This is a genomic window from Acinetobacter sp. V110_1, assembly GCF_031798975.1.
Taxonomy (GTDB): Bacteria; Pseudomonadota; Gammaproteobacteria; order Pseudomonadales; family Moraxellaceae; genus Acinetobacter; species Acinetobacter nosocomialis_A.
The window spans coordinates 88,910-113,741 of sequence record NZ_JAVQNN010000019.1; the positions used below are offsets into that span (position 1 = coordinate 88,910).

Consider the following 24,832-nt stretch of genomic DNA (forward strand, 5'->3'; position numbering starts at 1 on the left):
AAGGCGCTTTAAGCGCCTTTTTTATTATTCATGCTCGTTGTGTTGAGGAGCATTGTATTTAAAGCCTTTGGTTTTGTAAGCAAGATAACCTACACCAACTACTGCCCAAGCCAAGCCAATTTGTAAAGCAAGCTTGTCAATTTCCAACCACATTAGGAACACACTGGCAAAGCCAAGCGTCGGTACAATAATGTAATTAATAATATCTTTAATAGATTTGTTTTTACCATCTCTAAGCGCATAACGCGAAATTACAGAGAAGTTCACAAAACTAAAAGCAGTTAAGGCCCCGAAACTAATTAAGTTAACAATATGTTCAAGATCTAAAAAGCCAGCAGACAACGCAACTACACCAACAATAAGAATGTTGTAAGTTGGGGTATGTAGTCTTGGACTGATATGACCAAACAACTTTTTATTGATAACGCCATCACGTCCCATAACATACATTAAGCGAGATACGCCAGCGTGTGCCGAAATACCAGATGCCATTACTGCAACCACAGCAAAGTATAAAACTAATGTTTTAAAGGCAATGCTACCAATTGCTGCAACCATCACAGGTTGTGATTCATCTAACGGTTTAAAGTAAGTCGTTGGGTTGCTTGGGAAATACAACTGGATAAAGTAAGTACTTATGATGAAAATGACACCAGCAAGCAATGCTGTTGAAAAAATCGCTTTTGGAAGTGTTCTTTCAGCATCTTTTGTTTCTTCGGCAAGTGAAGATAAAGCATCAAAACCTGTAAAAGAGAAACAAAGTACCGTTGCACCACCAATCAAAGCACTAATAGAAGTCATATCATTCCAAAAAGGAGTGAGTGACCATAATTCAGCTTTATCCGGATTTAACGTACCATCGGCATATACACCTTGGGTAAGCAAGGTATACACTTGATAAACAAAGTAAAAGATAACACCAAGTTGAATAACTACAATTGTACTGTTAAAACGAGCAACGAAACGTGCGCCGAATAAGTTAATAACAGTCATTAATGCAGTTAGGCCAATTACCCATAACCAATTATTTACTTCTGGAAACAATGCTCTTAAATAAATATCGGCCAAAATGATATTGACGAGTGGTGAAAGTAAATAGTCTAGCCAAGATGACCAACCCACCATAAAACCAACATTAGGGTGAATTGACTTTTGGGCATAGGTGTATGCTGACCCTGAAGAAGGATAGCGTTTGATCATGTGTCCATAACTGATCGACGTTAATAAAATTGCAACTAACGCAAAAATATAAGAAGTAGGTACATGACCACCACTTCGTTCTGATACTAAACCAAAAGTATCAAATAAAGTTAATGGCTGAATATAAGCTAAACCAATAATAATGATGTGCCATAGCACAAGATTCTTTTGAAGTTTAGCTGTTGGTTTAGTCCCAGATAAGTTTGTCAACGGCGTTATCCTCATAATCGTTGATCAAGGATCAGCTTGGTGTTAAGGATCGTTTGAGACGAACGATCCCCCCTACATAAAAGATAAAGTGCGCCAATCTATCCTAAATTGATGCAAATTGTCAGTACTTTCGTGGATTTTTTAGCAAATTTTTTGCCATATTTCCAAAGAAAATGATGAATAAAAATTCATAGATATAAAAAAGGTCTGATTTGTCATAAAAATCAGACCTTTAGTTTTTTCTTTAGGTAGTTAAAACTTAAATTACCAAGCTTTTTGTAAGATCTCGCGTATATCTTTTAAGCTTGCTTCTTTAGGGTTGTAAATAATAGAGCCATCATTTAGTGCTTTTTCTGCAACTTCATCAAGGTGTGCTTCAGTAACCTTACCAGTTTCGCGCAAGGTACGTGGTAACTTGGTTAAGCTAAATAAGCGATCACGCATTGCTAAAATAGTTGTAATTGCTCTATCTGCACGTTGGGTTGCTGGAGTTTGCGCATAGATATCTGCACCAGCTAGAGGTAATAGTAACTCACCAATTTTCTGACCATTTACTTGCTTGTTGTATTCAAGCACATAGGGTAAGAATAGGTTCATACATAAACCGTGGGGCAGGTGGGCAACTGCACCTAATGCATGCCCTAACGAGTGCACAAGGCCTACCATCGAGTTAGAAAATGCGATACCTGCCATTGTAGAAGCTTGTGCGAGTTCTAAACGGCCTTGCGAGTCATTTGGATTTTCTAAAACATTAAATAAATTTTCACTAATCTTTTTGATACCCGCACTTGCATAAGCATCGCTGAGTGGATTAGCAGCCATACACGTATAAGCTTCCACACAGTGTGTTAATGCATCCATACCAGTCATTGCCGTCAAGTGAGGTGGTAAAGTTAATGTCATGCGTGGATCTAAGATTGCAGCATGTGGCATTAAATAGTATGAAGCAAATGCCAATTTCACATTCTTTTGTGTGTCAGAAACCACCGCAACCATAGTCACTTCTGAACCTGTACCTGATGTGGTCGGAATCACAAAAAATGGCTTTAATGGTTTTGGTAAGTTATGAGCACCAGAGTATTGAAGAAGGTCATTTCCACCTTCAGAGACTAAAATATTAGTTGCTTTAGAGGTATCAATAACAGAGCCACCGCCAACAGCAATAATCGCATCACACTTATTTGTACGATAAGCTTCCGCTGCAAGACGAACTACTTCAAGACTTGAGTCTGGTGGAACATCATCAAAAACATGACCAATCACAGCATCAGTCGTGCTAAATGCAGCTTCAATAGGGTTGAGTAAGCCATTTGCGCGAACGCCTTTATCTGTAATGATAAGCGGACGCTTTGCACCTAAAGTCGCAAGTTCAAAAGGAATATGTTCTAAAGCAGCATTACCGGCAATGACTTTTACAGGACAAAAGAATTCGTAATATGGTTTAGCCATGTTATGCGCTCCGCTTGAAGTAAGACTTAGCTACTTTTAAATAAATATTTGCAGCTTCGTTGAATTTTTCTTTTAGGGTGAGTTCGGTTGGGTATTCTTTAACTGCGAGTGAAGCTACCAATTTCGGTAAAATGAGAGATTCCATTTTGTTTAGGCAGCGTACTAAACGAATTGCTGCGGATACGTCACCATCGGCAATCATTCGATCATTTGCAAATGCTTGAGCAGTACTTTCCTGAAATGAGAAAACCAAAAATGCATGGGTTACATGCTTAAATGTAATGGTTAAATCAGGCTTTTTTTCCGCTCTTTTTAGCAGTTCTAATTGTTTGTTCTCTGTCACTCGGGCAAAAAATGCTGGTCCATTTGGGAAGACATTCATTGAAAGTACAAAGTGAACAGGAAATTTGGATACTTCCTCTTGTATTTCACTATCTACTTGACTCGCCATGACTAAGCCACGACCAACAACATCCATCATGAGCTTAACGTAGGCAAGTTGCAGAGTGGGCTTTACAGCTTTTGTCGAAATCACTTGCTATCCCTTCTTAAAATTATGCAAAAGCAAATTTAGAGTAATTACTCTAATCTATTTTTATTCCATCTCAAAATCATTTATTCAATTTTGACTTCAGGGTCATTAAAGTACCCAGAGGCCTTAATATACTCAATAAAGTCCTGACAAAGTTGTTCAAATGATGGATATGGAGTCACCAAATCTTGTATGCGGACCATTTCTAAACCTGCATAACCACATGGGTTAATAGTTTGAAAACCTGTTAATGCACAGTCTAAGTTTAGGGCTAAACCGTGATAACTGCGGCCACGACGAATTTTGAAACCTAAGGAACCAATTTTTCTATCATTTACATATACGCCTGGAGCATCAGGTTTTGCATATGCTTCAATATTATATTTCTTTAAAACATCAATCATAAATTGTTCAGCAAAACTAACCAATGTACGCACATTCCACTTTAGCCGATTAAGATCAAACATAAAGTACGCGACCAGTTGACCAGGGCCATGCCATGTCACTTGCCCACCACGATCAGTTTGAACTACAGGAATATTGGATGGAATTAGAATATGTTCTGGTTTTCCAGCTTGACCTTGAGTTAATACTTCGTGATGCTGGAGCAACCATAGCTCGTCGGGTGTATTTTCATCACGTTGATTGGTCAAGTTCTTCATCAATTCGAATTTGCTTTGATAATCTTGTAAATCGTTCCACTGACGAATAATCAAAGTGGGTTTATCAAGGCTCATTAAACATTTTCCTGTGCGATGTACTAAACAGAAGGGCGGTCTCACAACATTAAATTATGAGAGTATGCTCTTGATGAGTTTAAAGTATTTTGCTTAAACGGTTCTAAATATTTATCGTTATTTATAATAAGATTGATATAAATAAAAATGCCATGACATTAAAGTTGTCATGGCATCTTAAAATTAAAGTGCAGTTCTTATTTGCGGACAAGCAGCCAAGTCTGCATACAAAGCATGAACTTGTTCCAATTCATCAAAGCGTAATTGTGCGGTTAATGAATGGTATTTGCCTGTACGAGATTCTTGTACTTTTAACGTTGATTGGTCAAAGTCAGGAAAATGTTTTACTAGAATATCAACTACAGCTATACGTAATTCTTCACCCGCATCGCCAATGAGTTTAATTGGATAGTCCATTGGAAATACCCAAAGGTCTTCACGGAGTTCGCGAGATGGAGTGCGGTCTAACATAAGTAACCTCATCATGTGAAACGCCTGCATCATCGCAGGCGTTTGTAGCTCTTTCTATTAAATGGGGACTAGCGTCGAAATTTCAAGATTTCAAAACTTAGTCATTCTCTAAGAAAGAACGCAAGTGTTCAGAACGAGAAGGGTGACGTAATTTACGTAATGCTTTCGCCTCGATTTGACGAATACGTTCACGTGTTACATCAAACTGTTTACCAACTTCTTCTAAAGTATGATCGGTTGGCATATCAATACCAAAACGCATTTTCAATACTTTAGCTTCACGTTCAGTTAAGTTTTCTAGAACTTCACGAGTTGCTTCTTTTAAGCCTTCTGAAGTCGCAGCATCAATTGGAGAAGTGATGTTCTGGTCTTCAATAAAGTCCCCAAGATGCGAATCTTCATCATCACCGATTGGAGTTTCCATTGAAATTGGTTCTTTAGCAATTTTAAGAACCTTACGAACTTTGACTTCGTCCATTTCTAAACGTTCGCCCAACTCTTCTGGAGTAGGTTCACGGCCCATTTCCTGTAATAACTGACGAGAAACACGGTTAATCTTGTTAATCGTTTCAATCATATGTACAGGAATACGAATTGTACGTGCTTGGTCTGCGATAGAACGGGTAATTGCCTGACGAATCCACCAAGTTGCATAAGTCGAGAATTTATAACCACGACGGTATTCAAACTTGTCTACAGCTTTCATCAAGCCAATGTTCCCTTCTTGAATCAAGTCAAGGAACTGTAAACCACGGTTGGTGTATTTCTTCGCAATCGAAATTACCAAACGAAGGTTGGCTTCTACCATTTCTTTTTTCGCACGACGAGCTTTGGCTTCACCAATCGCCATGCGTTTAGAAATATCTTTAATTTCAGCAACGCTTAAATTAAGTTCTTTCTCAATATCTGCAATCTTTTGCTGGAATGCTAAAACATCTGGACGAACTTTCTCTAAATGTCCTTTGATTTCTGCAGGAGCTTTAGCAATTTGTTCATCTAACCAAGCTGGATTAGATTCTTGTTTAGGGAAAGATGTACGGAATTGAGTACGATCCATACGGCCACGACGTACTGCATAACGCATAATTTCACGTTCATTGGCACGAATTTGCTCGTGAGTTCCGCGAATCATTTCTGAAATGATGTCAAATAAACGTGGAGTAAATTTAAACATCATGAATACAGTTGCTAATGACTCAAGTGCTTCATTTGCTTCACGGCTATTACGACCATGTTTTTCAATCACGGCCTTAGTTTGAGCCCATGCAGCTTCTAATTCAGCAAAACGAACTTTTGCAACTTCTGGGTCAGGACCTGAATCGCCTTCAGAGTCATCATCACCTTCAGACTCTTCTTCTTCATCGTCATCATCAAGCTTAACTTCTTTCGTTGACTTTGTAGATGATTCGTCTTCTTCCTCAATCTCTTCAACTTCTTCTAAAACTTCAGGAATATCTTCATCCGTTTCAGGGTCGAGGTAGCCAGATAAAATATCGGCAAGACGGCGTTCGCCAGTTAAAAAATCATTATATTCTTTTAATACAACTTCAACAGCATTTGGCCAGTAAGCGATTGAGTTCAGGACATCACGAATCCCTTCTTCAATACGTTTGGCAATGCTGATTTCACCTTCACGGGTTAATAGTTCTACTGTACCCATTTCACGCATGTACATACGTACAGGGTCTGTCGTACGTCCAGGCTCATTTTCAACAGATGCAAGTACGGCAGCAGCTTCTTCTTCAGCAACTTCGTCAGTTGCATCAGCTGATTCGCCGAACATGGTATCGTCAGATTCAGGTGCACGCTCGTGTACAGGAATACCAACGTCTTGAAGCATCTGGATGATGTCTTCAATCTGTTCGCTTTCAGTAATCGAGTCCGGCAGATGATCGTTAACCTCAGCGTAAGTTAAGTAACCTTGTTCTTTGCCTCGGCTAATCAGAGCCGCTACTTGAGAAGTAGGGGAATGCATATCGCTCATCTTTGCTTACTCTTTGTTGAATCTGTGGCAGTGAAAAACCGTGCATGATAGCACAATTTGCTTGAAATGTTTCGGCTTTGATCGGTGACCGTTAAATAAAAAATATCTTTGAATTCACGACTATTTTTTGAATATTGGGCTAAAATCATTTTTTTCAAGTTTAAATCATAGAAAAATTTGTAGAAATCTTCGATTATCAAAAGACTGTGCTGTTTTATAAATACACAATTTTTTGGGCGAAAAAAAGTACAAATAGGCAATTAAATGAAAAAAATATAAATAAAACTTGACAAGGAAAAGTAAGACAGATAAATAGCGGCTAGACCCATTCACATTTTTTCATTATGAGGTAGTTTTAGTGTCTTCTACAGATTTTGAACTAGATGATAACTACGGCGATGATGATGATGTCGGTTTTGATGAGTCATCAGGCAAAATCAGTGCAAAAGAATCGTTGGAAAAACGTAGATTAATTGATGATCTATTGGCACAGCGCCGTTTAGAGCGTGAGTTGAAAGATTTCGATTATGATTTAGACGACGATGATCTTGATGATGAAGACTGATCAAAACTAAATAGGGCATCGTCGGCTTAAGTGCTATGCTATCGTCAATTTCTTTTTAAAGTCAGGTAACACAATGAGTGCATTAGATTTAGACCAGTTAAGTGAATATCTAGATGGAGACCACAATGAGTATGGTCTAGACTTTGCTGCAACTCATGGTTTTTTGTGTGCAATTGCAGTAGGCCCTCAGTTTGACCGCTGGTTAGATGAATTGTTCGAAGGTAACCAGAAAAAGGTTCCGGCAGAAATTATTCAACAAATCAAGGTTTGGCTAGAGTCGATTCGTCAAGATTTAGCAAATGAAAATGGGATTGAATTTCCATTTGAAGTTGAAGAAGCTGACGTTGAATCAAGCCTAGGCGATTGGAGTGTAGGGTTTGTTGATGCAATGTTCTTAAACGAAGAGGCGTGGTTTGCTCCTGAGTATGAAGAACAATTGGTTGATTTAACTTTACCGATCATGGTTTTTAGTGGAATTGATGAAGAAGATCCACAGATGGAATCTTTCCGTCGCAATGGACAGTTAATGGATGAACTGGCAGAAGAAATTCCAGATAATTTGAATGAATTATATTTGATGTACCATACTCCAAATTAATTTATTAGAAGAAATAATAAATAACGTCCTTTCTAGGGCGTTTTTTATTGTCAGCGTTTATTTAGAAGAAATAAAAAAGGCATTTAGAAAACTAAATGCCTTTTGAAAATACTTTTCAGTTTTATAGGCGTTTACGCTTAGCTGCAGCAATTTGTGATTGACGCATACGGAAACCAGCTTTTTGTTTCTCAGTTGTTTTGTCGATACAGTACACGCAAGAAACACCATGTTCATAGCTTGGAAGTGCAGACTCTTCAGGAGTTAAAGGCCAGCCACAAGCATGACATTTAATGTTTGCACCTTCTTCGACACCATGAGTTACAGCAGTACGTCCATCAAATACGAAACATTCGCCTTCCCAAAGACTTTCATCTGCTGGAGTTTCTTCTAAGTATTTAAGAATACCGCCTTTGAGGTGGTAAACCTCTTGAAAGCCTTCTTGAAGAAGTAAAGAGGTCGATTTTTCACAGCGAATGCCACCTGTACAGAACATCGCGATTTTCTTGTCTTTATGCTGTTCTAACTCTTTTTTAACGTACTCAGGAAACTCACGGAATGTTTCAGTTTTAGGATCGATCGCACCTTTGAAAGTACCTGCTTTATATTCATAGTCGTTACGCGTATCGATTAGAATTACATCATCACGTGCAAGAAGTTCATTCCATTCTTTAGGGTCAAGATAGTGGCCTACTAAATCACGAGGTTTTACTTCTACGCCTAAAGTTACAATTTCTTTTTTAAGCTTAATTTTCATTTTACGGAAAGGTTTGTCAGAGCTATGGGACTCTTTATATTCCATAGCGTTAAAACCTTCGTTTAACAAAAATTGATGAATTTTATCAATTGCCTCACGGTCGCCAGCAACGGTACCATTAATTCCTTCACCTGCTACAATCAGAGTTCCACAAAGGTTAATTGTTTTCACTAAGTCTAAAAGACGTTGTTGAAGATCAGCAGGATCTTGAACTTCTTTAAATTGATATAGTGCTGCAACAACCCAACCCGCGGTCGCTTGCTGTTCTACAGGTGCAAGCTGTTCTACAGTAGCGTTCATGGAAAACTCCAAATGTATTAAGATAGAAATTTAAGGCGCGTATTTTAGCGCGAAAATTTGTAATAAGCGAGAAAACCATAAAAAGTATATGGTTTATTTAAGGAGTCTGTTTTGAGTAATGATCATCGAACGCTCTCTCTCACCCCATGTGCAGGGCGTTGTTCAACAGTTTTTGGTGATCAGGTATGTCGTGGTTGTCGCCGTTTTAACCATGAAGTGATTCAATGGAATACTTATACAGCAGAGCAGCGTTTAGCTGTCTGGAAGCGCTTAGATGATCAATTAGACCAGATTTTGGTACCTATGTTGCCACAGGCGAATGTCCAGCATGTGGAAGGATTTATATTAAGCAAGCGTGTTCGTTTAATGGAAGGGGCGAGTAAAGGCCGTAAACTTTACCATGCCTTAAAAATATGTGAAAAAAATAAACATCTTGCATCTGAAAGTGGTTTAGGGATTTCAGAAGCACAAGTTAAAGAGATATGGACTGAATTTGAAAGACGTGTCTTGGCTCTAGCTAAAGCAAGTTATGAGTTGGCTTGGTTAAGAGCTGATGGTATTAGTCATCACTTGTTAAATATGTTTGAAGAAGAATAACTTTTAAAAAACTTATTTATAAAAAAAGCTGCCATAAGGCAGCTTTTTTATATTAATGTTCTTTCGAATATTAACGCTTGATGTCACGTTGAACTTCACCAGTGTAAAGCTGACGTGGACGACCAATTTTGTAAGGACCGCTATGCATTTCTAACCAGTGGCTGATCCAGCCAACTGTACGTGCAAGAGCGAAGATTACAGTAAACATTTCTGTTGGAATACCAATCGCTTTAAGGATGATACCAGAGTAGAAGTCTACGTTAGGGTAAAGTTTACGTTCAACGAAGTACGGGTCGTTCAACGCAATACGTTCAAGTTCCATAGCAAGAGCTAATTGAGGATCATTGATACCTAAAGCTTCAAGAACTTCGTCACAAGTTTGTTTCATAACTTTGGCGCGTGGGTCGAAGTTTTTGTAAACGCGGTGACCGAAGCCCATAAGCTTAACTTCTTTGCGTTTAACTTTTTCCATGAACTCAGCAACATTTTCAACGCTACCGATTTCATCAAGCATTTTAAGAACTGCTTCGTTCGCGCCGCCGTGTGCAGGTCCCCAAAGTGCAGAGATACCAGCAGAGATACATGCATATGGGTTCGCACCAGTAGAACCAGCAAGACGAACTGTAGATGTAGACGCGTTTTGTTCGTGGTCAGCATGAAGCGTAAAAATACGATCCATTGCGCGAGCAAGAACAGGGTTTACTTTGTAGTCACGATCTGCAGGAGTCGCAAACATCATGTGTAAGAAGTTTTCCGCGTAATTTAAGTCATTACGTGGATAGATGAATGGCTGACCTACAGTATATTTGTAGCTCCAAGCAGCAAGCGTTGGAATTTTAGCAATCAAACGAATCGCAGTAATTTCGCGGTGGTTGATGTCTTCAATGTCAAGGTTGTTGTGATAGAACGCAGATAATGCGCCGACTACACCAACCATGATTGCCATAGGGTGTGCGTCACGACGGAAACCATTGAAGAAACGGCTAACTTGATCGTGAACCATAGTATGAGCACGAACTTTCGCATCGAACTCAACTTTTTGTTCAGCAGTTGGTAACTCGCCATTTAATAATAAATAACAAGTTTCAAGGTAGTCTGCTTGAGTCGCTAACTGATCAATCGGGTAACCGCGGTGTAATAAAATACCTTTGTCACCATCGATAAATGTGATTTTAGACTCGCATGAAGCTGTCGCCATAAAACCAGGATCAAAAGTAAAGTGACCTGAGGCCAATACATCTTTAACGTCGATTACATCGGGACCTAATGTGCCACTGTAAATTGGTAATTCAATTTCTTTGCCATCAAGATGTAATACGGCTTTTTTGCCAGTTGCTTCAGACATTCAATAGATCTCCTGTCCTGGTGAATGATTATCTGACTCGAAATCCTAATTTTCTCATGTGCGAATCAGACGGTGTCAAAATTTGCTATAAGATTAGTGAGTACTGAAATTTTGTCAATTATACTTATGGATAAAAAATGACGTTCCCACAGAGAGTTAGTCATCAAGACCCGAGCAAAAAAGTCAGTAAAATCACTGCATCGGGATGGTATCATAAGTCAATTCAAGAAGAACGTGCAGAAAAAAAATGAAGCGTGAGTACAATTGTAAGCAAATTTTTAAATAAAAATTAAGAATTCGTAGTGGTCATAAAATGCCAATCAGCTTAAAAAAATCATAAAACTCAGTCTGTAATTTTAAATTGCGATTCAAAAATTGCTTCATTATCACCATTTGATAATTCCAAAAGTTGTACTTTTTTTGAGTTTAATTGTCTAAAAAATAGCTTGTTGATCATGCTTGAAAAATTAAAAAGCTTTTTTTGTAAAAATACTGCTCACTGTTAAGAGTCAAGTAGCTCTTTATTACTTTTAAGATAAGTATGGATAGTTACCATTTTAAAAATAAAAATGATCAAAATTAGTAAGTAAGAATAATTTTAGTTTATGCTTTCGATTAGACTTGATGATTTATTAACTTTATCTTTAGTCTAAAACCCACTTATTTTAAATAAAGCAGTAGAAAAGATATTTTTTATAAAATATGAGGTTAAACAAGCACATGTTTTGTTTTATCTTAGGTTTTGGATAGGGAAGACTGCTGTTTGGCTATGTGAATGATTCTTATTTGATGAGTTTTTGCGGAAAAGGCAAAGTGGATTGTTTGTATTTTGATATTTCGCGTTTTATAATTCAGTGTCGTTTATAGGTTAGGCATGAGCTGTGCTTGCCTAACAATGCCAGCTTTCCTTGGAATTAATTCAACAAACTCCGGTCGGAGTTTCTACCTACAGGATGCCCGCTGTGAAAAGCAACAGACCTGTCAATTTGTCCATGGGTCAGGTGTTAGCGGTAAATTTACGCTCACCCGTGGCTATTGCATCAATTTTACACCGTTTATCAGGTGTCATCGTTTTCTTATTAGTACCAGTTCTCTTATGGATTCTAGATAAATCATTATCTTCACCAGAAGGATTTGACTACGTTAAAAATGTCGTTTTTGGAAATATCCTTGTACGTTTTGTCGTGTGGGTATTTGTAGCCGGCTTAATTTTCCACTTTATTGCTGGGGTTAAGCATTTGCTTGCAGATCTAGGTTTTGCCGAAGAACTGCAAAGCGGTCGTATTGCAGCGACAATTTCATTGATCTTATCTGTGGTAGCCATTATCGCAGCCTTTGTATGGATTATGTTCTAATGAAAAGTGCTACAGGTTTAACAGGTTCAGGTTCTCGTGATTGGTTTATCCAGCGTGTAAGTGCTGTGGTATTGGCAGCTTATACTGTTGTTCTTTTTGGTTGGATTCTCTGCAAAGGCGGATTTGACTATCAACAATGGGCTGGTTTCATGATGACATTACCAATGAAGATTTTTTCTTTATTGGCAATTTTATCGCTTATCGCACACGCATGGATTGGTATGTGGCAGGTTTTCACTGACTATGTCACTACTCGTCAAATGGGTCCTTCAGCGAAAGGTTTACGCCTTGTACTGACGACGGCTGTCATTATTGCAGTGTTTGTGTACGCAATCTGGGGTATCCAGATTTTCTGGGCGAATTGATAGGAAGATATCATGGGCGCGATAACCCCTAAAGAAGATTATTCAAATATTCAAAACCTCACTTTCGATGCAGTTATCGTTGGTGGTGGTGGTTCTGGTATGCGTGCTTCTTACCAACTTGCTCAAGCAGGTTTGAAAGTTGCAGTACTTACTAAAGTTTTCCCAACACGTTCACATACAGTTGCTGCTCAGGGCGGTATCGGTGCGTCGTTAGGTAACATGCAAGAAGATAACTGGCATTTCCACTTTTACGATACAGTAAAAGGTTCTGACTGGTTAGGTGACCAAGACGCAATTGAATTTATGTGTCGTGAAGCACCAAAAGTTGTGTATGAACTTGAACACATGGGTATGCCGTTTGACCGTAACGCTGATGGTACAATTTACCAACGTCCGTTCGGTGGTCACTCTGCTAACTATGGTGATAAACCAGTTCCACGTGCTTGTGCTGCTGCTGACCGTACTGGTCACGCATTATTGCACACGCTTTATCAAAGCAACGTGAAAATGGGTACTCAATTCTTCGTTGAATGGATCGCTCTTGATTTGATCCGTAACGAAGCAGGTGATGTACTTGGTGTAACTGCAATTGACCAAGAAACTGGTAACATCGCAGTATTCCAAGCAAAAGCAACATTGTTTGCGACTGGTGGTGCTGGTCGTGTTTACCGTGCATCAACAAATGCTTATATCAACACTGGTGACGGTCTTGGTATGGCTGCTCGTGCTGGTATTCCATTACAAGATATGGAATTCTGGCAATTCCACCCTACGGGTGTTGCGGGCGCAGGCGTATTGTTAACTGAAGGTTGTCGTGGTGAAGGTGCGATCCTTCGTAACAAAGACGGCGAACCGTTCATGGAACGTTATGCACCGACTTTAAAAGATTTGGCTCCACGTGACTTCGTATCACGCTCTATGGACCAAGAAATTAAAGAAGGTCGTGGTTGTGGTCCAAAAGGTGATTATATCTTACTTGATATGACTCACTTAGGTGCTGACACAATCATGAAGCGTTTACCATCTGTATTTGAGATCGGTAAAAAATTCGCAAACGTAGACATTACTAAAGAACCAATTCCAGTAGTACCAACAATCCATTATCAAATGGGTGGTATTCCTACGAATATGCATGGTCAAGTGTGCTTACCAGAGCCTGGTACAGACAACTACACTAAACCTGTAAAAGGTTTCTATGCAATTGGTGAATGTTCTTGCGTATCAGTACATGGTGCAAACCGTTTAGGTACTAACTCACTTCTTGACTTGGTTGTATTTGGTAAAGCTGCTGGTGAGCACATTATCGATTACGTAACTAAGCATCATGGTGATGAATATGCGCCACTTCCAACAAACGTATTAGAGCAAACTTTAGATCGCGTACGTAAGTTAGATGAATCAACTTCTGGTGAAAATGCACAAGAAGTTGCTGACGCAATTCGTGATATCGTTCAAGACCACGCTGGTGTATTCCGTACCCAAGCATTGCTTGATAAAGGTGTTAAAGAGATTCTTGCTCTTGAACCACGCGTACGCAACATTCACTTGAAAGATAAATCTAAAGTATTTAACACTGCACGTGTTGAAGCGCTTGAAGTTGAAAACTTATATGAAGTTGCAAAAGCTACATTAATTTCAGCTGCTGCGCGTAAAGAATGTCGTGGTGCGCATACGGTAGTTGACTATGAATTACCAGCTGATCACCCAACTTATTCATACGGTCGCCGTGATGATGAGTGGATGAAACATACTTTATGGTATTCATCAGATAACCGTTTGGAATATAAGCCAGTGCGCTTCAAGCCGTTAACTGTTGATCCAATTCCACCAGCACCACGTACATTCTAATCGGGAGTATAAAGATGAGTAGAGGTACTCGTACATTCGAAATCTACCGCTATGATCCTGATAAGGATAAAGCGCCGTACATGCAAACTTTCAAACTTGAATTGACTGATAAGCACCGTATGTTGCTTGATGCATTGCTTGCTTTGAAAGTTCAAGACGAAACGTTAACATTCCGTCGTTCATGCCGTGAAGGTATTTGTGGTTCGGATGGTGTGAACATCAATGGTAAAAATGGTTTGGCTTGTTTATGGAATTTAAACGACCTACCTGAGAAAATTGTAATTCGTCCATTGCCAGGTTTGCCGGTTATTAAAGATTTGGTTGTTGATATGAACCAATTCTATGATCAATATGACAAAATTCAGCCATTCTTGATCAATAACCAACCAGCTCCACCTAAAGAGCGTTTACAGTCTCCTGAAGAGCGTGAACACTTGAATGGTTTGTATGAATGTATTCTTTGTGCATGTTGTTCAACTTCATGCCCATCATTCTGGTGGAACCCTGATAAATTCTTGGGTCCTTCAGCATTGTTGAATGCATACCGTTTTATTATCGATTCTCGTGATACTGCGACCGCAGATCGTTTGGCTCGTCTTGACGATCCATTCAGTTTGTTCCGTTGTAAAGGTATCATGAACTGTGTGTCAGTATGTCCTAAAGGTTTGAATCCAACAAAAGCTATCGGTCACATCCGTAACATGTTGTTAGATCAAGCGGGTTAATTCTGCACAAATAGAGAACGCACATCCTTGATGTGCGTTTTTTTTTAACTTTATAATAGGCGTCTTATACTTTAGTCGCTAAAAGAGGGGTTTTTATATCAAGCACCATATATTAATAGATAAAATTGGATATGTATTTCGCCAATTTATAGATGGTATGTGTCAAAAAAATCAATCGTTCGTTAAGAACATGATACGATTTGCCACAAAGTTGTAGGTGAAAAAAGCGTATACTAGTGAAATTAAATTAAGTGGCACGATCTTAGATCAGTGCTTAATTTTTATGGTCAAAGTCATTTTAGAAAAGTTAATTGTGTAGTTAATTTTTCTAAAAAGATTTGCAAAAAATTGCTCGGTTTTAATCGAGTATAAGGTGAGTGATGATGCCATTGAGGGCGTTGTGATTCATTAATTACCTATGGAGTTTTCTCTCTAGGTAGTATGACGCCCCATGGTCTTGAAGACCTGTTGGGTAAGTAGTGTCATTTTTACCAATTTGACATTATGCATCATGGGTGTGCTTAAAAGGCAGCCTGTAATATTTTTTGCAATAGGAAATGGGTCCACAAATGCAAGAAGTTGCTGACGCATTGCGTCTTGACACTGAACTTTCCGCTGATAGTGCAGCGTATATTGAAGAACTTTACGAGCAGTACCTGACTTCCCCAACCTCCGTCGCTGAGGACTGGCGCCAATATTTCGATAAATATCCAAAGGGTGACCAACCACACAGCGCTGTGCGTGAGCAATTCCTATTACTAGGACGTAATGCTAATCGTGTTCAACCTGTTGTACAAAGTACTGTAAGTACTGAGCATGAGCGTCGTCAAATTGGCGTTTTACAACTTATTGCTGCTTATCGCAATCGCGGACATCAAAAAGCTAAATTAGATCCATTAGGTCTTGCTAAGCGTGAAGATATTCCTGATTTAGATCTTTCAGCACACGGTTTAACCAAATCAGATTTAGACACAGTATTCAACACAGGCAATCTTGAGATTGGTAAGAGTGAAGCAACTCTTGCTGAAATGATTGAAGCAATGGAAGCAATCTATTGTGGTTCAATCGGTGTTGAATACATGCATATCGTGGACACAAAAGAAAAGCGTTGGATTCAACAACGTCTTGAAAGTGCCCGTGGTAAATTCAATTACTCAAATGATCAAAAGAAAGGCTTCTTGGAGCGTTTAACCGCTGCTGAGGGTCTAGAAAAATATCTTGGTAATAAATACGTCGGTGCTAAACGCTTTGGTGTTGAAGGCGGCGAATCTTTTATTCCTATGGTAAACGAGATTATCCAGCGTGCTGGTGCTGTAGGCTGTAAAGAAGTTGTTATCGGTATGCCACACCGTGGCCGTTTGAACCTTCTTGTTAACATTATGGGTAAAAACCCTGCGGACTTATTTGGTGAGTTCGAAGGTAAATCAATTCATAAGAAAGGTTCAGGTGATGTTAAATACCACCAAGGTTTCTCAAGTAATGTAATGACTCCAGGTGGCGAAGTTCACTTGGCATTGGCATTTAACCCATCTCACTTGGAAATTGTTGGTCCTGTAGTTGAAGGTTCTGTACGCGCACGTCAAGTACGTCGTAGAGACATCGGCGGTGATGACGTATTGCCAGTTATTGTTCATGGTGATGCTGCATTTGCAGGTCAGGGCGTGAACATGGAAACCTTCCAAATGTCACAAACTCGTGGCTATACGGTTGGTGGTACAGTTCATATTATTGTGAACAACCAAGTAGGTTTCACAACTTCTGATCCACGTGATGCACGTTCTACAGAGTACTGTACAGACGTTGCTAAAATGATTCAGGCGCCAATTTTCCATGTAAATGGCGATGATCCTGAAGCTGTTATCTTTGCTACTCAATTAGCACATGATTTCCGTCACGAATTCCGTAAAGATGTTGTTATCGATTTGTTCTGTTATCGTCGTCGCGGCCATAACGAAGCGGATGAGCCATCTGGTACACAACCATTGATGTATCAAGTAATTGCGAAGAAAGCAACTACTCGTACACTTTATGCTGATCAACTTGTACAAGAGAAAGTACTTGATCGTGCTGAAGCTGATCAAATGGTTGAAGATTACCGTTCTGATTTAGAAGCGGGTAATCATGTAGCAAATGCATTGATTCTTGAACCAAATACCAAAATGTTTGTTGATTGGACTCCATATTTGGGCCATGACTATACAGACGATTGGGATACTTCATTTGACTTGAACCGCCTTAAAGAATTAGGCGAGGGCATGAGCAAACTTCCTGAAGGGTTTGTAATGCAGCGTCAGGTTCAAAAAGTAATTGAAGATCGCGTGAAAATGCAAACTGGTGAAACTCCTCTAAACTGGGGTGCAGCAGAAACTTTAGCTTATGCAACTTTATTAGATGAAGACTATCTAGTTCGTATTACTGGTGAAGACGTAGGTCGTGGTACCTTCTCACACCGTCATGCGAAATTGCATAACCAAGTTGATGGTTCAACTTACATTCCTCTTTGTCATGTTAAAGAGAACCAACCACGTTTTGCGATTTACGACTCTCTTTTATCTGAAGAAGCAGTTCTTGCGTTCGAATATGGTTACGCAACTACAATTCCTAAGAGCTTGATTATTTGGGAAGCACAATTTGGTGACTTCGTAAACTGTGCTCAAGTTGTGATTGACCAGTTTATTGCTTCTGGTGAGACTAAGTGGGAGCGTGTTTGTGGTTTAACAATGTTGTTACCACACGGTTTCGAAGGTCAAGGTCCAGAGCACTCTTCAGCTCGTTTAGAACGTTTCTTACAGTTATGTGCTGAAGACAACATGCAAGTGATCACTCCAACGACACCTGCACAGATTTTCCATGCATTACGTCGTCAGGCTGTACGCCCAATTCGTAAGCCATTAATCGTAATGTCACCGAAATCTTTACTTCGTCATAAACTTGCGACTTCTACTTTAGAAGAGCTAGCACATGGTTCATTCCAAACTGTAATTGACGAAATCGATCAAATTAACAAGTCAGATGTAACTCGTCTTGTACTTTGTGGCGGTAAAGTTTATTACGACTTACTCGAAAAACGTCGTGAACAAAACTTAACTAATGTTGCAATCGTACGTATTGAACAGTTGTATCCATACCCAGAGCAACGTCTTGCGGAAATCTTGGCTGCTTATCCAAATGTGAAAGAACTCGTTTGGGCGCAAGAAGAGCCGAAGAACCAAGGCGCTTGGTTGTTTATCGCACCGCGTTTATATGACGATATCTTAAAATCTGGCAAACAAATCCGTATCAGTTTTGCAGGTCGTGAAGCTTCTGCTGCACCAGCTTGTGGCTCACCGTACTTGCATGCAAAACAACAAGCTCAGCTAATTAATGATGCATTGGCAATCGAAGCTGAACAATCAGGAGATTCTCAATAATGGCAACCGAAATTAAAGCACCGGTATTCCCAGAGTCTGTTGCAGATGGCACCATCGCAACTTGGCATAAAAAGGTGGGTGAACCTGTATCACGTGATGAAGTAATCTGTGATATTGAAACCGACAAAGTTGTTTTAGAAGTTGTTGCTCCTGCAGATGGTAGCTTGGTTGCAATCATTAAAGGTGAAGGCGATACAGTTCTTTCTGACGAAGTTATTGCTCAATTCGAAGCTGGTGCTGGCGCAGCTGCTGCTCCTGCAGCAGTAGAACAAGCAGTTGCTCAAACTCAAGCTGGTGCAGCTCCTGTTGTTGAACGTACAGAAACTGTATCTGATCAAGCTCCTGCGGTTCGTAAAGCGTTAACTGAATCTGGTATTGCTGCTGCTGATGTACAAGGTACTGGCCGTGGTGGTCGTATCACTAAAGAAGATGTTGCAAACCATCAAGCTAAACCAGCTGCTAACGTTACTCCGTTAAGTGTTGCTGTTGGCGAGCGTATCGAAAAACGTGTTCCAATGACTCGTTTACGTAAGCGTGTTGCTGAGCGTCTTCTTGCTGCAACTCAAGAAACTGCAATGTTAACTACATTTAACGAAGTTAACATGAAGCCAATCATGGAATTGCGTAAGCAATATAAAGATGCTTTCGAAAAACGTCATGGCGCTCGTTTAGGCTTCATGTCATTCTTCGTTAAAGCAGCAACTGAAGCGCTTAAACGCTACCCAGCTGTAAACGCTTCAATTGATGGCGACGATATTGTTTATCACGGTTACTATGACATCGGTGTTGCAGTATCTTCTGATCGTGGTCTTGTTGTACCAGTATTACGTGATACTGACCGTATGAGCTATGCAGAAGTTGAAGCAGGTATTGCTGCTTATGCTGGTAAAGCACGTGACGGTAAATTATCTATCGAAGAAATGACTGGTGGTACTTTCACAATCACTAACGGTGGTACTTTCGGTTCATTGCTTTCAACTCCTATTTTGAACCAACCGCAAACTGGTATCTTGGGTATGCACAAAATCCAAGAGCGTCCTATGGCGGTAAATGGTCAAGTTGAAATCTTGCCAATGATGTACTTAGCGCTTTCTTATGACCACCGTATGATCGATGGTAAAGAAGCTGTAGGTTTCTTAGTAGCAATCAAAGAATTGTTAGAAGAGCCAGCTAAACTCATCCTTGATCTTTAATTTCTTCGAATAAATACCTACCAGGGTAGAGCGATCCTCTATCCTGGTTTATGGAGATAAAAATGTCTCAACAATTTGATCTTGTTGTCATCGGCGGTGGTCCTGGTGGTTATGAAGCTGCAATTCGTGCTGCTCAACTAGGTTTCAAAGTCGCTTGTATTGAAAAACGTATTCACAACGGTAAGCCTTCTTTAGGTGGTACTTGCTTAAACGTAGGTTGTATCCCTTCTAAAGCTTTGCTTGATTCTTCTCATCGTTATGAAGATACAGTGCATCACTTAGCTGATCACGGTATTACAACTGGTGAAGTGAATTTCGATCTTGCAAAACTTCTTGCTCGTAAAGACAAAATTGTTGACCAATTAACTGGTGGTATCGATCAATTGCTTAAAGGCAACGGTATTGAGTGGTTAAAAGGTACAGGTAAATTACTTGCTGGTAAAAAAGTTGAGTTCGTTTCTCATGAAGGTGAAACTCAAGTTTTAGAACCTAAATACGTGATTCTTGCGTCTGGTTCTGTGCCTGTAAATATTCCTGTAGCTCCTGTAGATCAAGATATTATTGTTGATTCAACTGGCGCATTAAACTTCCCAGAAGTACCTAAGCGTTTAGGTGTGATTGGTGCTGGTGTAATCGGTTTAGAACTTGGTTCAGTATGGCGTCGTCTTGGTGCTGAAGTTGTTGTATTTGAAGCAATGGATGCATTCTTGCCAATGGCTGATAAAGCTTTGGCAAAAGAATACCAAAAGCTTTTAACTAAGCAAGGTCTTGATATTCGCGTTGGTGCTAAAGTTTCTGGCACTGAAGTTAATGGTCGTGAAGTGACTGTTAAATACACTCAAGGTGGCGAAGAAAAAACTCAAACTTTTGACAAATTAATCGTTTGTGTTGGCCGTAAAGCATATGCAGAAGGTTTATTGGCTGAAGATTCAGGCATTAAATTAACTGAACGTGGTTTAGTTGAAGTAAATGATCACTGTGCAACTTCTGTAGAAGGTGTATACGCGATTGGTGACTTGGTTCGCGGTCCAATGCTTGCTCATAAAGCAATGGAAGAAGGTGTAATGGCTGTTGAGCGTATTCACGGTCACGCAGCTCAAGTGAACTATGACACAATCATTTCTGTTATCTATACACACCCTGAAGCGGCGTGGGTAGGTTTAACTGAAGAGCAAGCTAAAGAAAAAGGTCATGAAGTAAAAACTGGTCAATTCGGTTTTGCTGTAAATGGTCGTGCTTTAGCTGCTGGTGAAGGCGCAGGTTTTGTTAAGTTCGTTGCTGATGCAAAAACTGACCGTTTATTAGGTATGCATGTCATTGGACCTGCTGCATCTGATATCGTTCACCAAGGTATGATCGCTCTTGAATTTGTATCTTCTGTTGAAGATCTTCAGTTGATGACTTTTGGTCACCCAACATTCTCTGAAGTTGTTCATGAAGCTGCACTTGCTGTAGATGGTCGTGCAATTCACGCGATTCAACGTAAGCGTAAATAAAATTAAAGAGCGGTTCTCCGCTCTTTTTCACATTCGATGGTGTGATTAAAAAATCATCAAGTTGATAGACGTAGACAGCAATTTGCATATACAACATGAGAATGTTGCGCAAATTGAAGACAACAAACAAAGTTAAGTAGGTAACTAAATGAACTTACATGAGTATCAAGCTAAAGCGTTATTGAAAGAATATGGTATGCCGGTACAAGAAGGTATCTTGGCAACCAATGCAGACGAAGCAGTTGCTGCATTTGAACAGCTTGGTGGTAAATTCGCTGTAATGAAGGCGCAAGTTCATGCTGGTGGTCGTGGTAAGGCTGGTGGCGTTAAAGTTGCAAAATCTAAAGAAGATGTTATCGAATTTGCAAACAATATCATTGGTACTCGTCTTGTAACGTATCAAACTGATGCAAATGGTCAACCAGTAAACAGCATCATTGTTGCTGAAGACGTATATCCAGTTGAGCGTGAGCTTTACTTGGGCGCGGTTGTAGACCGTTCTAGCCGTCGTATTACTTTCATGGCTTCTACAGAAGGTGGTGTAGAAATCGAGAAAGTTGCTGAAGAAACTCCAGAAAAAATTATCAAAGTTGAAGTTGATCCATTAGTTGGCTTACAACCATTCCAAGCACGTGAAGTTGCGTTTGCTTTAGGTTTGAAAGACAAACAAATCGGTCAATTCGTAAAAATCATGACAGCTGCTTACCAAGCATTTGTTGAAAACGATTTTGCTTTATTTGAAATTAACCCACTTTCAGTTCGTGAAAATGGCGAAATTTTATGTGTAGACGCGAAAGTAGGTATCGACTCTAACGCGCTTTACCGTTTACCTAAAGTTGCTGCTTTACGTGACAAATCTCAAGAGAATGAGCGTGAATTAAAAGCATCTGAATTTGATCTTAACTATGTTGCTTTAGAAGGTAACATTGGTTGTATGGTTAACGGTGCTGGTCTTGCAATGGCAACTATGGACATCATTAAACTTTATGGTGGTCAGCCTGCAAACTTCCTTGACGTTGGTGGCGGTGCAACTAAAGAGCGCGTAATCGAAGCGTTCAAAATCATCCTTGCTGATACATCTGTACAAGGTGTTTTAATCAACATCTTCGGTGGTATCGTACGTTGTGACATGATTGCTGAAGCAATTATTGCAGCGGTTCAAGAAGTAAACGTAACTGTCCCAGTTGTTGTTCGTTTAGAAGGTAACAACGCTGAGTTAGGTGCTAAATTACTTGATGAATCTGGTTTGAAATTAATTTCTGCGAACGGTTTGTCTGATGCCGCAGAAAAAGTTGTAGCTGCAGTTAAAGCGTAAGGGGAGTATCAATCATGAGCGTATTAATTAATAAAGACACTAAAGTATTGGTACAAGGTTTTACTGGTAAAAACGGTACTTTCCACTCTGCACAAGCTTTAGACTACGGTACAAAAGTTGTTGGTGGTGTTACTCCAGGTAAAGGTGGTACAACTCACCTTGACTTACCAGTATTCAACACAATGAAAGAAGCTGTACGTGAAACAAATGCAGATGCATCTGTAATCTATGTACCAGCTCCATTCGTTTTAGACTCAATCGTTGAAGCGGTTGATTCAGGTGTTGGCCTAATCGTTGTGATCACTGAAGGTGTTCCAACAATCGACATGCTTAAAGCAAAACGTTATTTAGAAACTAACGGTAACGGTACTCGTTTAGTTGGTCCTAACTGCCCAGGCGTGATCACTCCGGGTGAATGTAAGATCGGTATTATGCCTGGTCACATCCACCAACCAGGTCGTATTGGTATTATCTCACGTTCAGGTACATTGACTTATGAAGCGGTTGCTCAAACAACTAAGCTTGGTTTAGGTCAGTCTACTTGTATCGGTATTGGTGGTGACCCAATCCCAGGTATGAACCAAATTGAAGCTCTTCAATTGTTCCAAGACGATCCAGATACTGATGCAATCATCATGATCGGTGAGATCGGTGGTACAGCGGAAGAAGAAGCTGCTGAATTCATCAAATCTAACGTGACTAAGCCTGTAGTAGGTTACATCGCTGGTGTAACTGCTCCTAAAGGTAAGCGTATGGGTCACGCTGGTGCGATCATTTCTGGTGGTCAAGGTACTGCTGAAGAGAAATTTGCTGCATTTGAAAAAGCAGGTATGGCTTACACTCGTAGCCCAGCTGAGCTTGGTTCAACTATGTTGCAAGTATTAAAAGAGAAAGGTTTAGCTTAATAGCTTCCTTGAATCTTTAAAAAATACCGCATCTGAAAAATGATGCGGTATTTTTTTGCATCATTGAAAAGTAGCATAAAATGAAATAAGAAATAATAAGGCGAAAAAAAGACAAAAAAATACGCAATGATTGGGGTGATCATTGCGTAGAACAACGAATCTGTTAAAAACAGTTTCGGCTTAAGGAGAAATGTCGTGAGGTTCATATCAACCTACTTGAGCTATATTAGTCAGGTGTTCATATTTGTTCATTAAGGTTCACGTTAATTAGTGTTACTTCACGTTAAAAGGGTAAGAGCGTGTGAATCATAATAAATATATAGAAATTCTAATAAATTAAATTATTGAAGTTAAATGTAATAATAAAAAAAGCCCCGTAGGGCTTTTTGAATTATATTCTTGATGTAAGAATTAAAATTTAAATAAGCCTAAGCCATCTTTAACTTCATCTAAAGTTTGCTGAGTAATGATTCGACATTTATCAGTGCCTTGACGTAAAACATCCATAATGTAATCAGGATCTTTAGCGAGTTCTTCACGACGTTCACGAATAGGTGTAATTAATTCTTTTAAAACACCTTCAAGACGTTTTTTAACAGTACCATCACCAAGACCACCACGGCGGTAGTGAGCTTTTAATTCTTCAACTTCTTCTTTATTTGGATCAAATGCATCTAAATAAGTAAATACAATGTTTCCTTCAACTTGACCTGGATCTTCGATACGAAGATGATTTGGGTCTGTGTACATTGCATTTACCGCTTTCTTAATGTCTTTGTCAGAAGCATTTAAAACAATGGTATTGCCTAATGACTTAGACATTTTTGCTTTACCATCAAAACCTGGTAAACGAGCCATATTAGAAAGCAATGCTTTACATTCTGGTAAAAGGTCTTGACCAATTTGACGATTCACACGACGTACAATTTCATTGGTTTGTTCAATCATTGGAATCTGATCTTCACCCACTGGTACTACAGTTGCTTTAAAAGCCGTGATATCAGCTGCCTGTGCAACAGGGTAGCAAAGGAAACCAGCCGGAATGTCACGTTCAAAACCACGCATTTGAATTTCAGATTTGATGGTCGGGTTACGTTCTAAACGAGCTACAGTTACAAAGTTAAGATATAACATTGTAAGCTCATTCAATGCCGGTAAACATGACTGTACGCAAATGGTTGTCTTAGTTGGATCAATACCAACTGCTAAATAATCTAGAGCAACTTCTAAGATGTTACGGCGTACTTTATCCGGATTATCAGCATTGTCTGTTAATGCTTGAGCATCTGCTAATAAGAGATGTTGATGATGGCTATCCTGTAAACCTACACGTGAACGCAAAGAACCGACAAAATGCCCAAGGTGAAGTTGTCCGGTAGGGCGGTCGCCTGTCAAAATAATTGGACGCTGATCAACATTACTCATTATTTATTCCACTATCGTATTGGCTTAATCAGGGATAGTAAGCCCTGTAATAT

21 protein-coding genes and 1 pseudogene are annotated in these 24,832 nt (G+C 39.5%); 13 read left to right on the forward strand and 9 right to left on the reverse strand.

Annotation, left to right across the window (positions count from 1 at the left end; all coding sequences use genetic code 11):
* Positions 1-24: 24 nt before the first annotated feature.
* The 6 genes from RMA95_RS07770 to rpoD form a co-directional block, all read right to left on the reverse strand.
* Entirely contained in the window at positions 25-1,410 is a 1,386-nt protein-coding gene (locus RMA95_RS07770) for an APC family permease (RefSeq protein WP_080961315.1), read from the reverse strand.
* Positions 1,411-1,674: 264 nt separating this feature from the next.
* Complete coding sequence (locus RMA95_RS07775) at positions 1,675-2,859, reverse strand: iron-containing alcohol dehydrogenase (RefSeq protein WP_311070064.1); 1,185 nt, start codon at positions 2,857-2,859, stop codon at positions 1,675-1,677.
* A 1-nt stretch (position 2,860) separates the two neighbouring features.
* On the reverse strand, positions 2,861-3,394 hold the full coding sequence (locus RMA95_RS07780) for a hypothetical protein (protein WP_002051257.1): 534 nt from the start codon (positions 3,392-3,394) through the stop codon (positions 2,861-2,863).
* An 80-nt stretch (positions 3,395-3,474) separates the two neighbouring features.
* Positions 3,475-4,128, reverse strand: coding sequence for a lipoyl(octanoyl) transferase LipB (gene lipB, locus RMA95_RS07785; RefSeq protein ID WP_151864029.1), 654 nt, complete (start codon positions 4,126-4,128; stop codon positions 3,475-3,477).
* Positions 4,129-4,311: 183 nt separating this feature from the next.
* Positions 4,312-4,599: a YbeD family protein gene (locus RMA95_RS07790; protein WP_002051390.1), complete on the reverse strand. Its 288-nt coding sequence runs from the start codon at positions 4,597-4,599 to the stop codon at positions 4,312-4,314.
* A 97-nt stretch (positions 4,600-4,696) separates the two neighbouring features.
* Positions 4,697-6,583 (reverse strand): RNA polymerase sigma factor RpoD, encoded by a 1,887-nt coding sequence (rpoD, locus tag RMA95_RS07795; RefSeq protein ID WP_311070065.1) that lies wholly within the window; start codon positions 6,581-6,583, stop codon positions 4,697-4,699.
* A 358-nt stretch (positions 6,584-6,941) separates the two neighbouring features.
* Here rpoD and RMA95_RS07800 point away from each other — a divergent pair, with 358 nt between their 5' ends.
* Complete coding sequence (locus RMA95_RS07800; protein ID WP_000099358.1) at positions 6,942-7,148, forward strand: PA3496 family putative envelope integrity protein; 207 nt, start codon at positions 6,942-6,944, stop codon at positions 7,146-7,148.
* A 73-nt stretch (positions 7,149-7,221) separates the two neighbouring features.
* Entirely contained in the window at positions 7,222-7,746 is a 525-nt protein-coding gene (locus tag RMA95_RS07805) for a YecA family protein (RefSeq protein WP_001274941.1), read from the forward strand.
* A 121-nt stretch (positions 7,747-7,867) separates the two neighbouring features.
* Here RMA95_RS07805 and RMA95_RS07810 read toward each other — a convergent pair whose 3' ends face one another.
* Entirely contained in the window at positions 7,868-8,800 is a 933-nt protein-coding gene (locus RMA95_RS07810) for a rhodanese-related sulfurtransferase (RefSeq protein ID WP_311070066.1), read from the reverse strand.
* Positions 8,801-8,911: 111 nt separating this feature from the next.
* Between RMA95_RS07810 and RMA95_RS07815 the strand changes: the two genes are divergently transcribed.
* Positions 8,912-9,397: a DUF1289 domain-containing protein gene (locus tag RMA95_RS07815; RefSeq protein ID WP_311070067.1), complete on the forward strand. Its 486-nt coding sequence runs from the start codon at positions 8,912-8,914 to the stop codon at positions 9,395-9,397.
* Positions 9,398-9,467: 70 nt separating this feature from the next.
* On the opposite strand, the gene gltA is transcribed toward RMA95_RS07815, so the two are convergent.
* Positions 9,468-10,742 (reverse strand): citrate synthase, encoded by a 1,275-nt coding sequence (gltA, locus tag RMA95_RS07820; protein ID WP_001287579.1) that lies wholly within the window; start codon positions 10,740-10,742, stop codon positions 9,468-9,470.
* A 953-nt stretch (positions 10,743-11,695) separates the two neighbouring features.
* Here gltA and sdhC point away from each other — a divergent pair.
* The 10 genes and pseudogenes from sdhC to sucD all read left to right on the forward strand — a co-directional run bounded on the left by sdhC (position 11,696) and on the right by sucD (position 23,354).
* On the forward strand, positions 11,696-12,097 hold the full coding sequence (gene sdhC / locus RMA95_RS07825; RefSeq protein ID WP_001984863.1) for a succinate dehydrogenase, cytochrome b556 subunit: 402 nt from the start codon (positions 11,696-11,698) through the stop codon (positions 12,095-12,097).
* Entirely contained in the window at positions 12,097-12,462 is a 366-nt protein-coding gene (gene sdhD, locus RMA95_RS07830) for a succinate dehydrogenase, hydrophobic membrane anchor protein (RefSeq protein ID WP_000833672.1), read from the forward strand. Before sdhC ends, sdhD begins: the two co-directional genes overlap by 1 nt.
* Positions 12,463-12,474: 12 nt before the next feature.
* On the forward strand, positions 12,475-14,310 hold the full coding sequence (gene sdhA, locus RMA95_RS07835) for a succinate dehydrogenase flavoprotein subunit (RefSeq protein WP_227062829.1): 1,836 nt from the start codon (positions 12,475-12,477) through the stop codon (positions 14,308-14,310).
* A 14-nt stretch (positions 14,311-14,324) separates the two neighbouring features.
* Positions 14,325-15,035, forward strand: a complete 711-nt coding sequence (locus RMA95_RS07840; RefSeq protein WP_004705893.1) for a succinate dehydrogenase iron-sulfur subunit — start codon at positions 14,325-14,327, stop codon at positions 15,033-15,035.
* A gap of 283 nt (positions 15,036-15,318) precedes the next feature.
* A pseudogene (locus RMA95_RS07845) lies at positions 15,319-15,447 on the forward strand (hypothetical protein).
* A 157-nt stretch (positions 15,448-15,604) separates the two neighbouring features.
* Positions 15,605-18,445 (forward strand): 2-oxoglutarate dehydrogenase E1 component, encoded by a 2,841-nt coding sequence (locus RMA95_RS07855; protein WP_263614459.1) that lies wholly within the window; start codon positions 15,605-15,607, stop codon positions 18,443-18,445.
* A complete protein-coding gene (gene odhB, locus RMA95_RS07860; RefSeq protein WP_200027436.1) occupies positions 18,445-19,638 on the forward strand; it encodes a 2-oxoglutarate dehydrogenase complex dihydrolipoyllysine-residue succinyltransferase in 1,194 nt (397 codons plus the stop codon). Before RMA95_RS07855 ends, odhB begins: the two co-directional genes overlap by 1 nt.
* 62 nt (positions 19,639-19,700) lie before the next feature.
* Positions 19,701-21,134, forward strand: coding sequence for a dihydrolipoyl dehydrogenase (gene lpdA, locus RMA95_RS07865; protein WP_002051272.1), 1,434 nt, complete (start codon positions 19,701-19,703; stop codon positions 21,132-21,134).
* Between the two features lie 148 nt (positions 21,135-21,282).
* Positions 21,283-22,449 carry an ADP-forming succinate--CoA ligase subunit beta gene (gene sucC / locus RMA95_RS07870; protein ID WP_001048573.1) on the forward strand — a complete coding sequence of 389 codons (1,167 nt, stop codon included), beginning with the start codon at positions 21,283-21,285 and terminating at the stop codon, positions 22,447-22,449.
* 14 nt (positions 22,450-22,463) lie between these two features.
* Positions 22,464-23,354 carry a succinate--CoA ligase subunit alpha gene (sucD, locus tag RMA95_RS07875; protein WP_000114637.1) on the forward strand — a complete coding sequence of 297 codons (891 nt, stop codon included), beginning with the start codon at positions 22,464-22,466 and terminating at the stop codon, positions 23,352-23,354.
* Between the two features lie 411 nt (positions 23,355-23,765).
* Here the strand turns inward: sucD and trpS are convergent, their stop codons facing one another.
* Positions 23,766-24,779 (reverse strand): tryptophan--tRNA ligase, encoded by a 1,014-nt coding sequence (trpS, locus tag RMA95_RS07880; protein ID WP_000072941.1) that lies wholly within the window; start codon positions 24,777-24,779, stop codon positions 23,766-23,768.
* Positions 24,780-24,832: the final 53 nt, after the last annotated feature.

Bases quoted from the DNA above. Each gene is read 5' to 3' on its own strand.
- RMA95_RS07840 (WP_004705893.1), top strand. From the start codon at position 14,325: ATGAGTAGAGGTACTCGTACATTCGAAATCTACCGCTATGATCCTGAT.
- gltA (WP_001287579.1), bottom strand. From the start codon at position 10,742: ATGTCTGAAGCAACTGGCAAAAAAGCCGTATTACATCTTGATGGCAAA.
- RMA95_RS07775 (WP_311070064.1), bottom strand. From the start codon at position 2,859: ATGGCTAAACCATATTACGAATTCTTTTGTCCTGTAAAAGTCATTGCC.
- RMA95_RS07790 (WP_002051390.1), bottom strand. From the start codon at position 4,599: ATGTTAGACCGCACTCCATCTCGCGAACTCCGTGAAGACCTTTGGGTA.
- sucC (WP_001048573.1), top strand. From the start codon at position 21,283: ATGAACTTACATGAGTATCAAGCTAAAGCGTTATTGAAAGAATATGGT.
- RMA95_RS07855 (WP_263614459.1), top strand. From the start codon at position 15,605: ATGCAAGAAGTTGCTGACGCATTGCGTCTTGACACTGAACTTTCCGCT.
- RMA95_RS07810 (WP_311070066.1), bottom strand. From the start codon at position 8,800: ATGAACGCTACTGTAGAACAGCTTGCACCTGTAGAACAGCAAGCGACC.
- sdhC (WP_001984863.1), top strand. From the start codon at position 11,696: ATGCCCGCTGTGAAAAGCAACAGACCTGTCAATTTGTCCATGGGTCAG.
- lipB (WP_151864029.1), bottom strand. From the start codon at position 4,128: ATGAGCCTTGATAAACCCACTTTGATTATTCGTCAGTGGAACGATTTA.
- lpdA (WP_002051272.1), top strand. From the start codon at position 19,701: ATGTCTCAACAATTTGATCTTGTTGTCATCGGCGGTGGTCCTGGTGGT.
- trpS (WP_000072941.1), bottom strand. From the start codon at position 24,779: ATGAGTAATGTTGATCAGCGTCCAATTATTTTGACAGGCGACCGCCCT.
- odhB (WP_200027436.1), top strand. From the start codon at position 18,445: ATGGCAACCGAAATTAAAGCACCGGTATTCCCAGAGTCTGTTGCAGAT.
- sdhA (WP_227062829.1), top strand. From the start codon at position 12,475: ATGGGCGCGATAACCCCTAAAGAAGATTATTCAAATATTCAAAACCTC.
- rpoD (WP_311070065.1), bottom strand. From the start codon at position 6,583: ATGAGCGATATGCATTCCCCTACTTCTCAAGTAGCGGCTCTGATTAGC.
- sdhD (WP_000833672.1), top strand. From the start codon at position 12,097: ATGAAAAGTGCTACAGGTTTAACAGGTTCAGGTTCTCGTGATTGGTTT.
- sucD (WP_000114637.1), top strand. From the start codon at position 22,464: ATGAGCGTATTAATTAATAAAGACACTAAAGTATTGGTACAAGGTTTT.
- RMA95_RS07805 (WP_001274941.1), top strand. From the start codon at position 7,222: ATGAGTGCATTAGATTTAGACCAGTTAAGTGAATATCTAGATGGAGAC.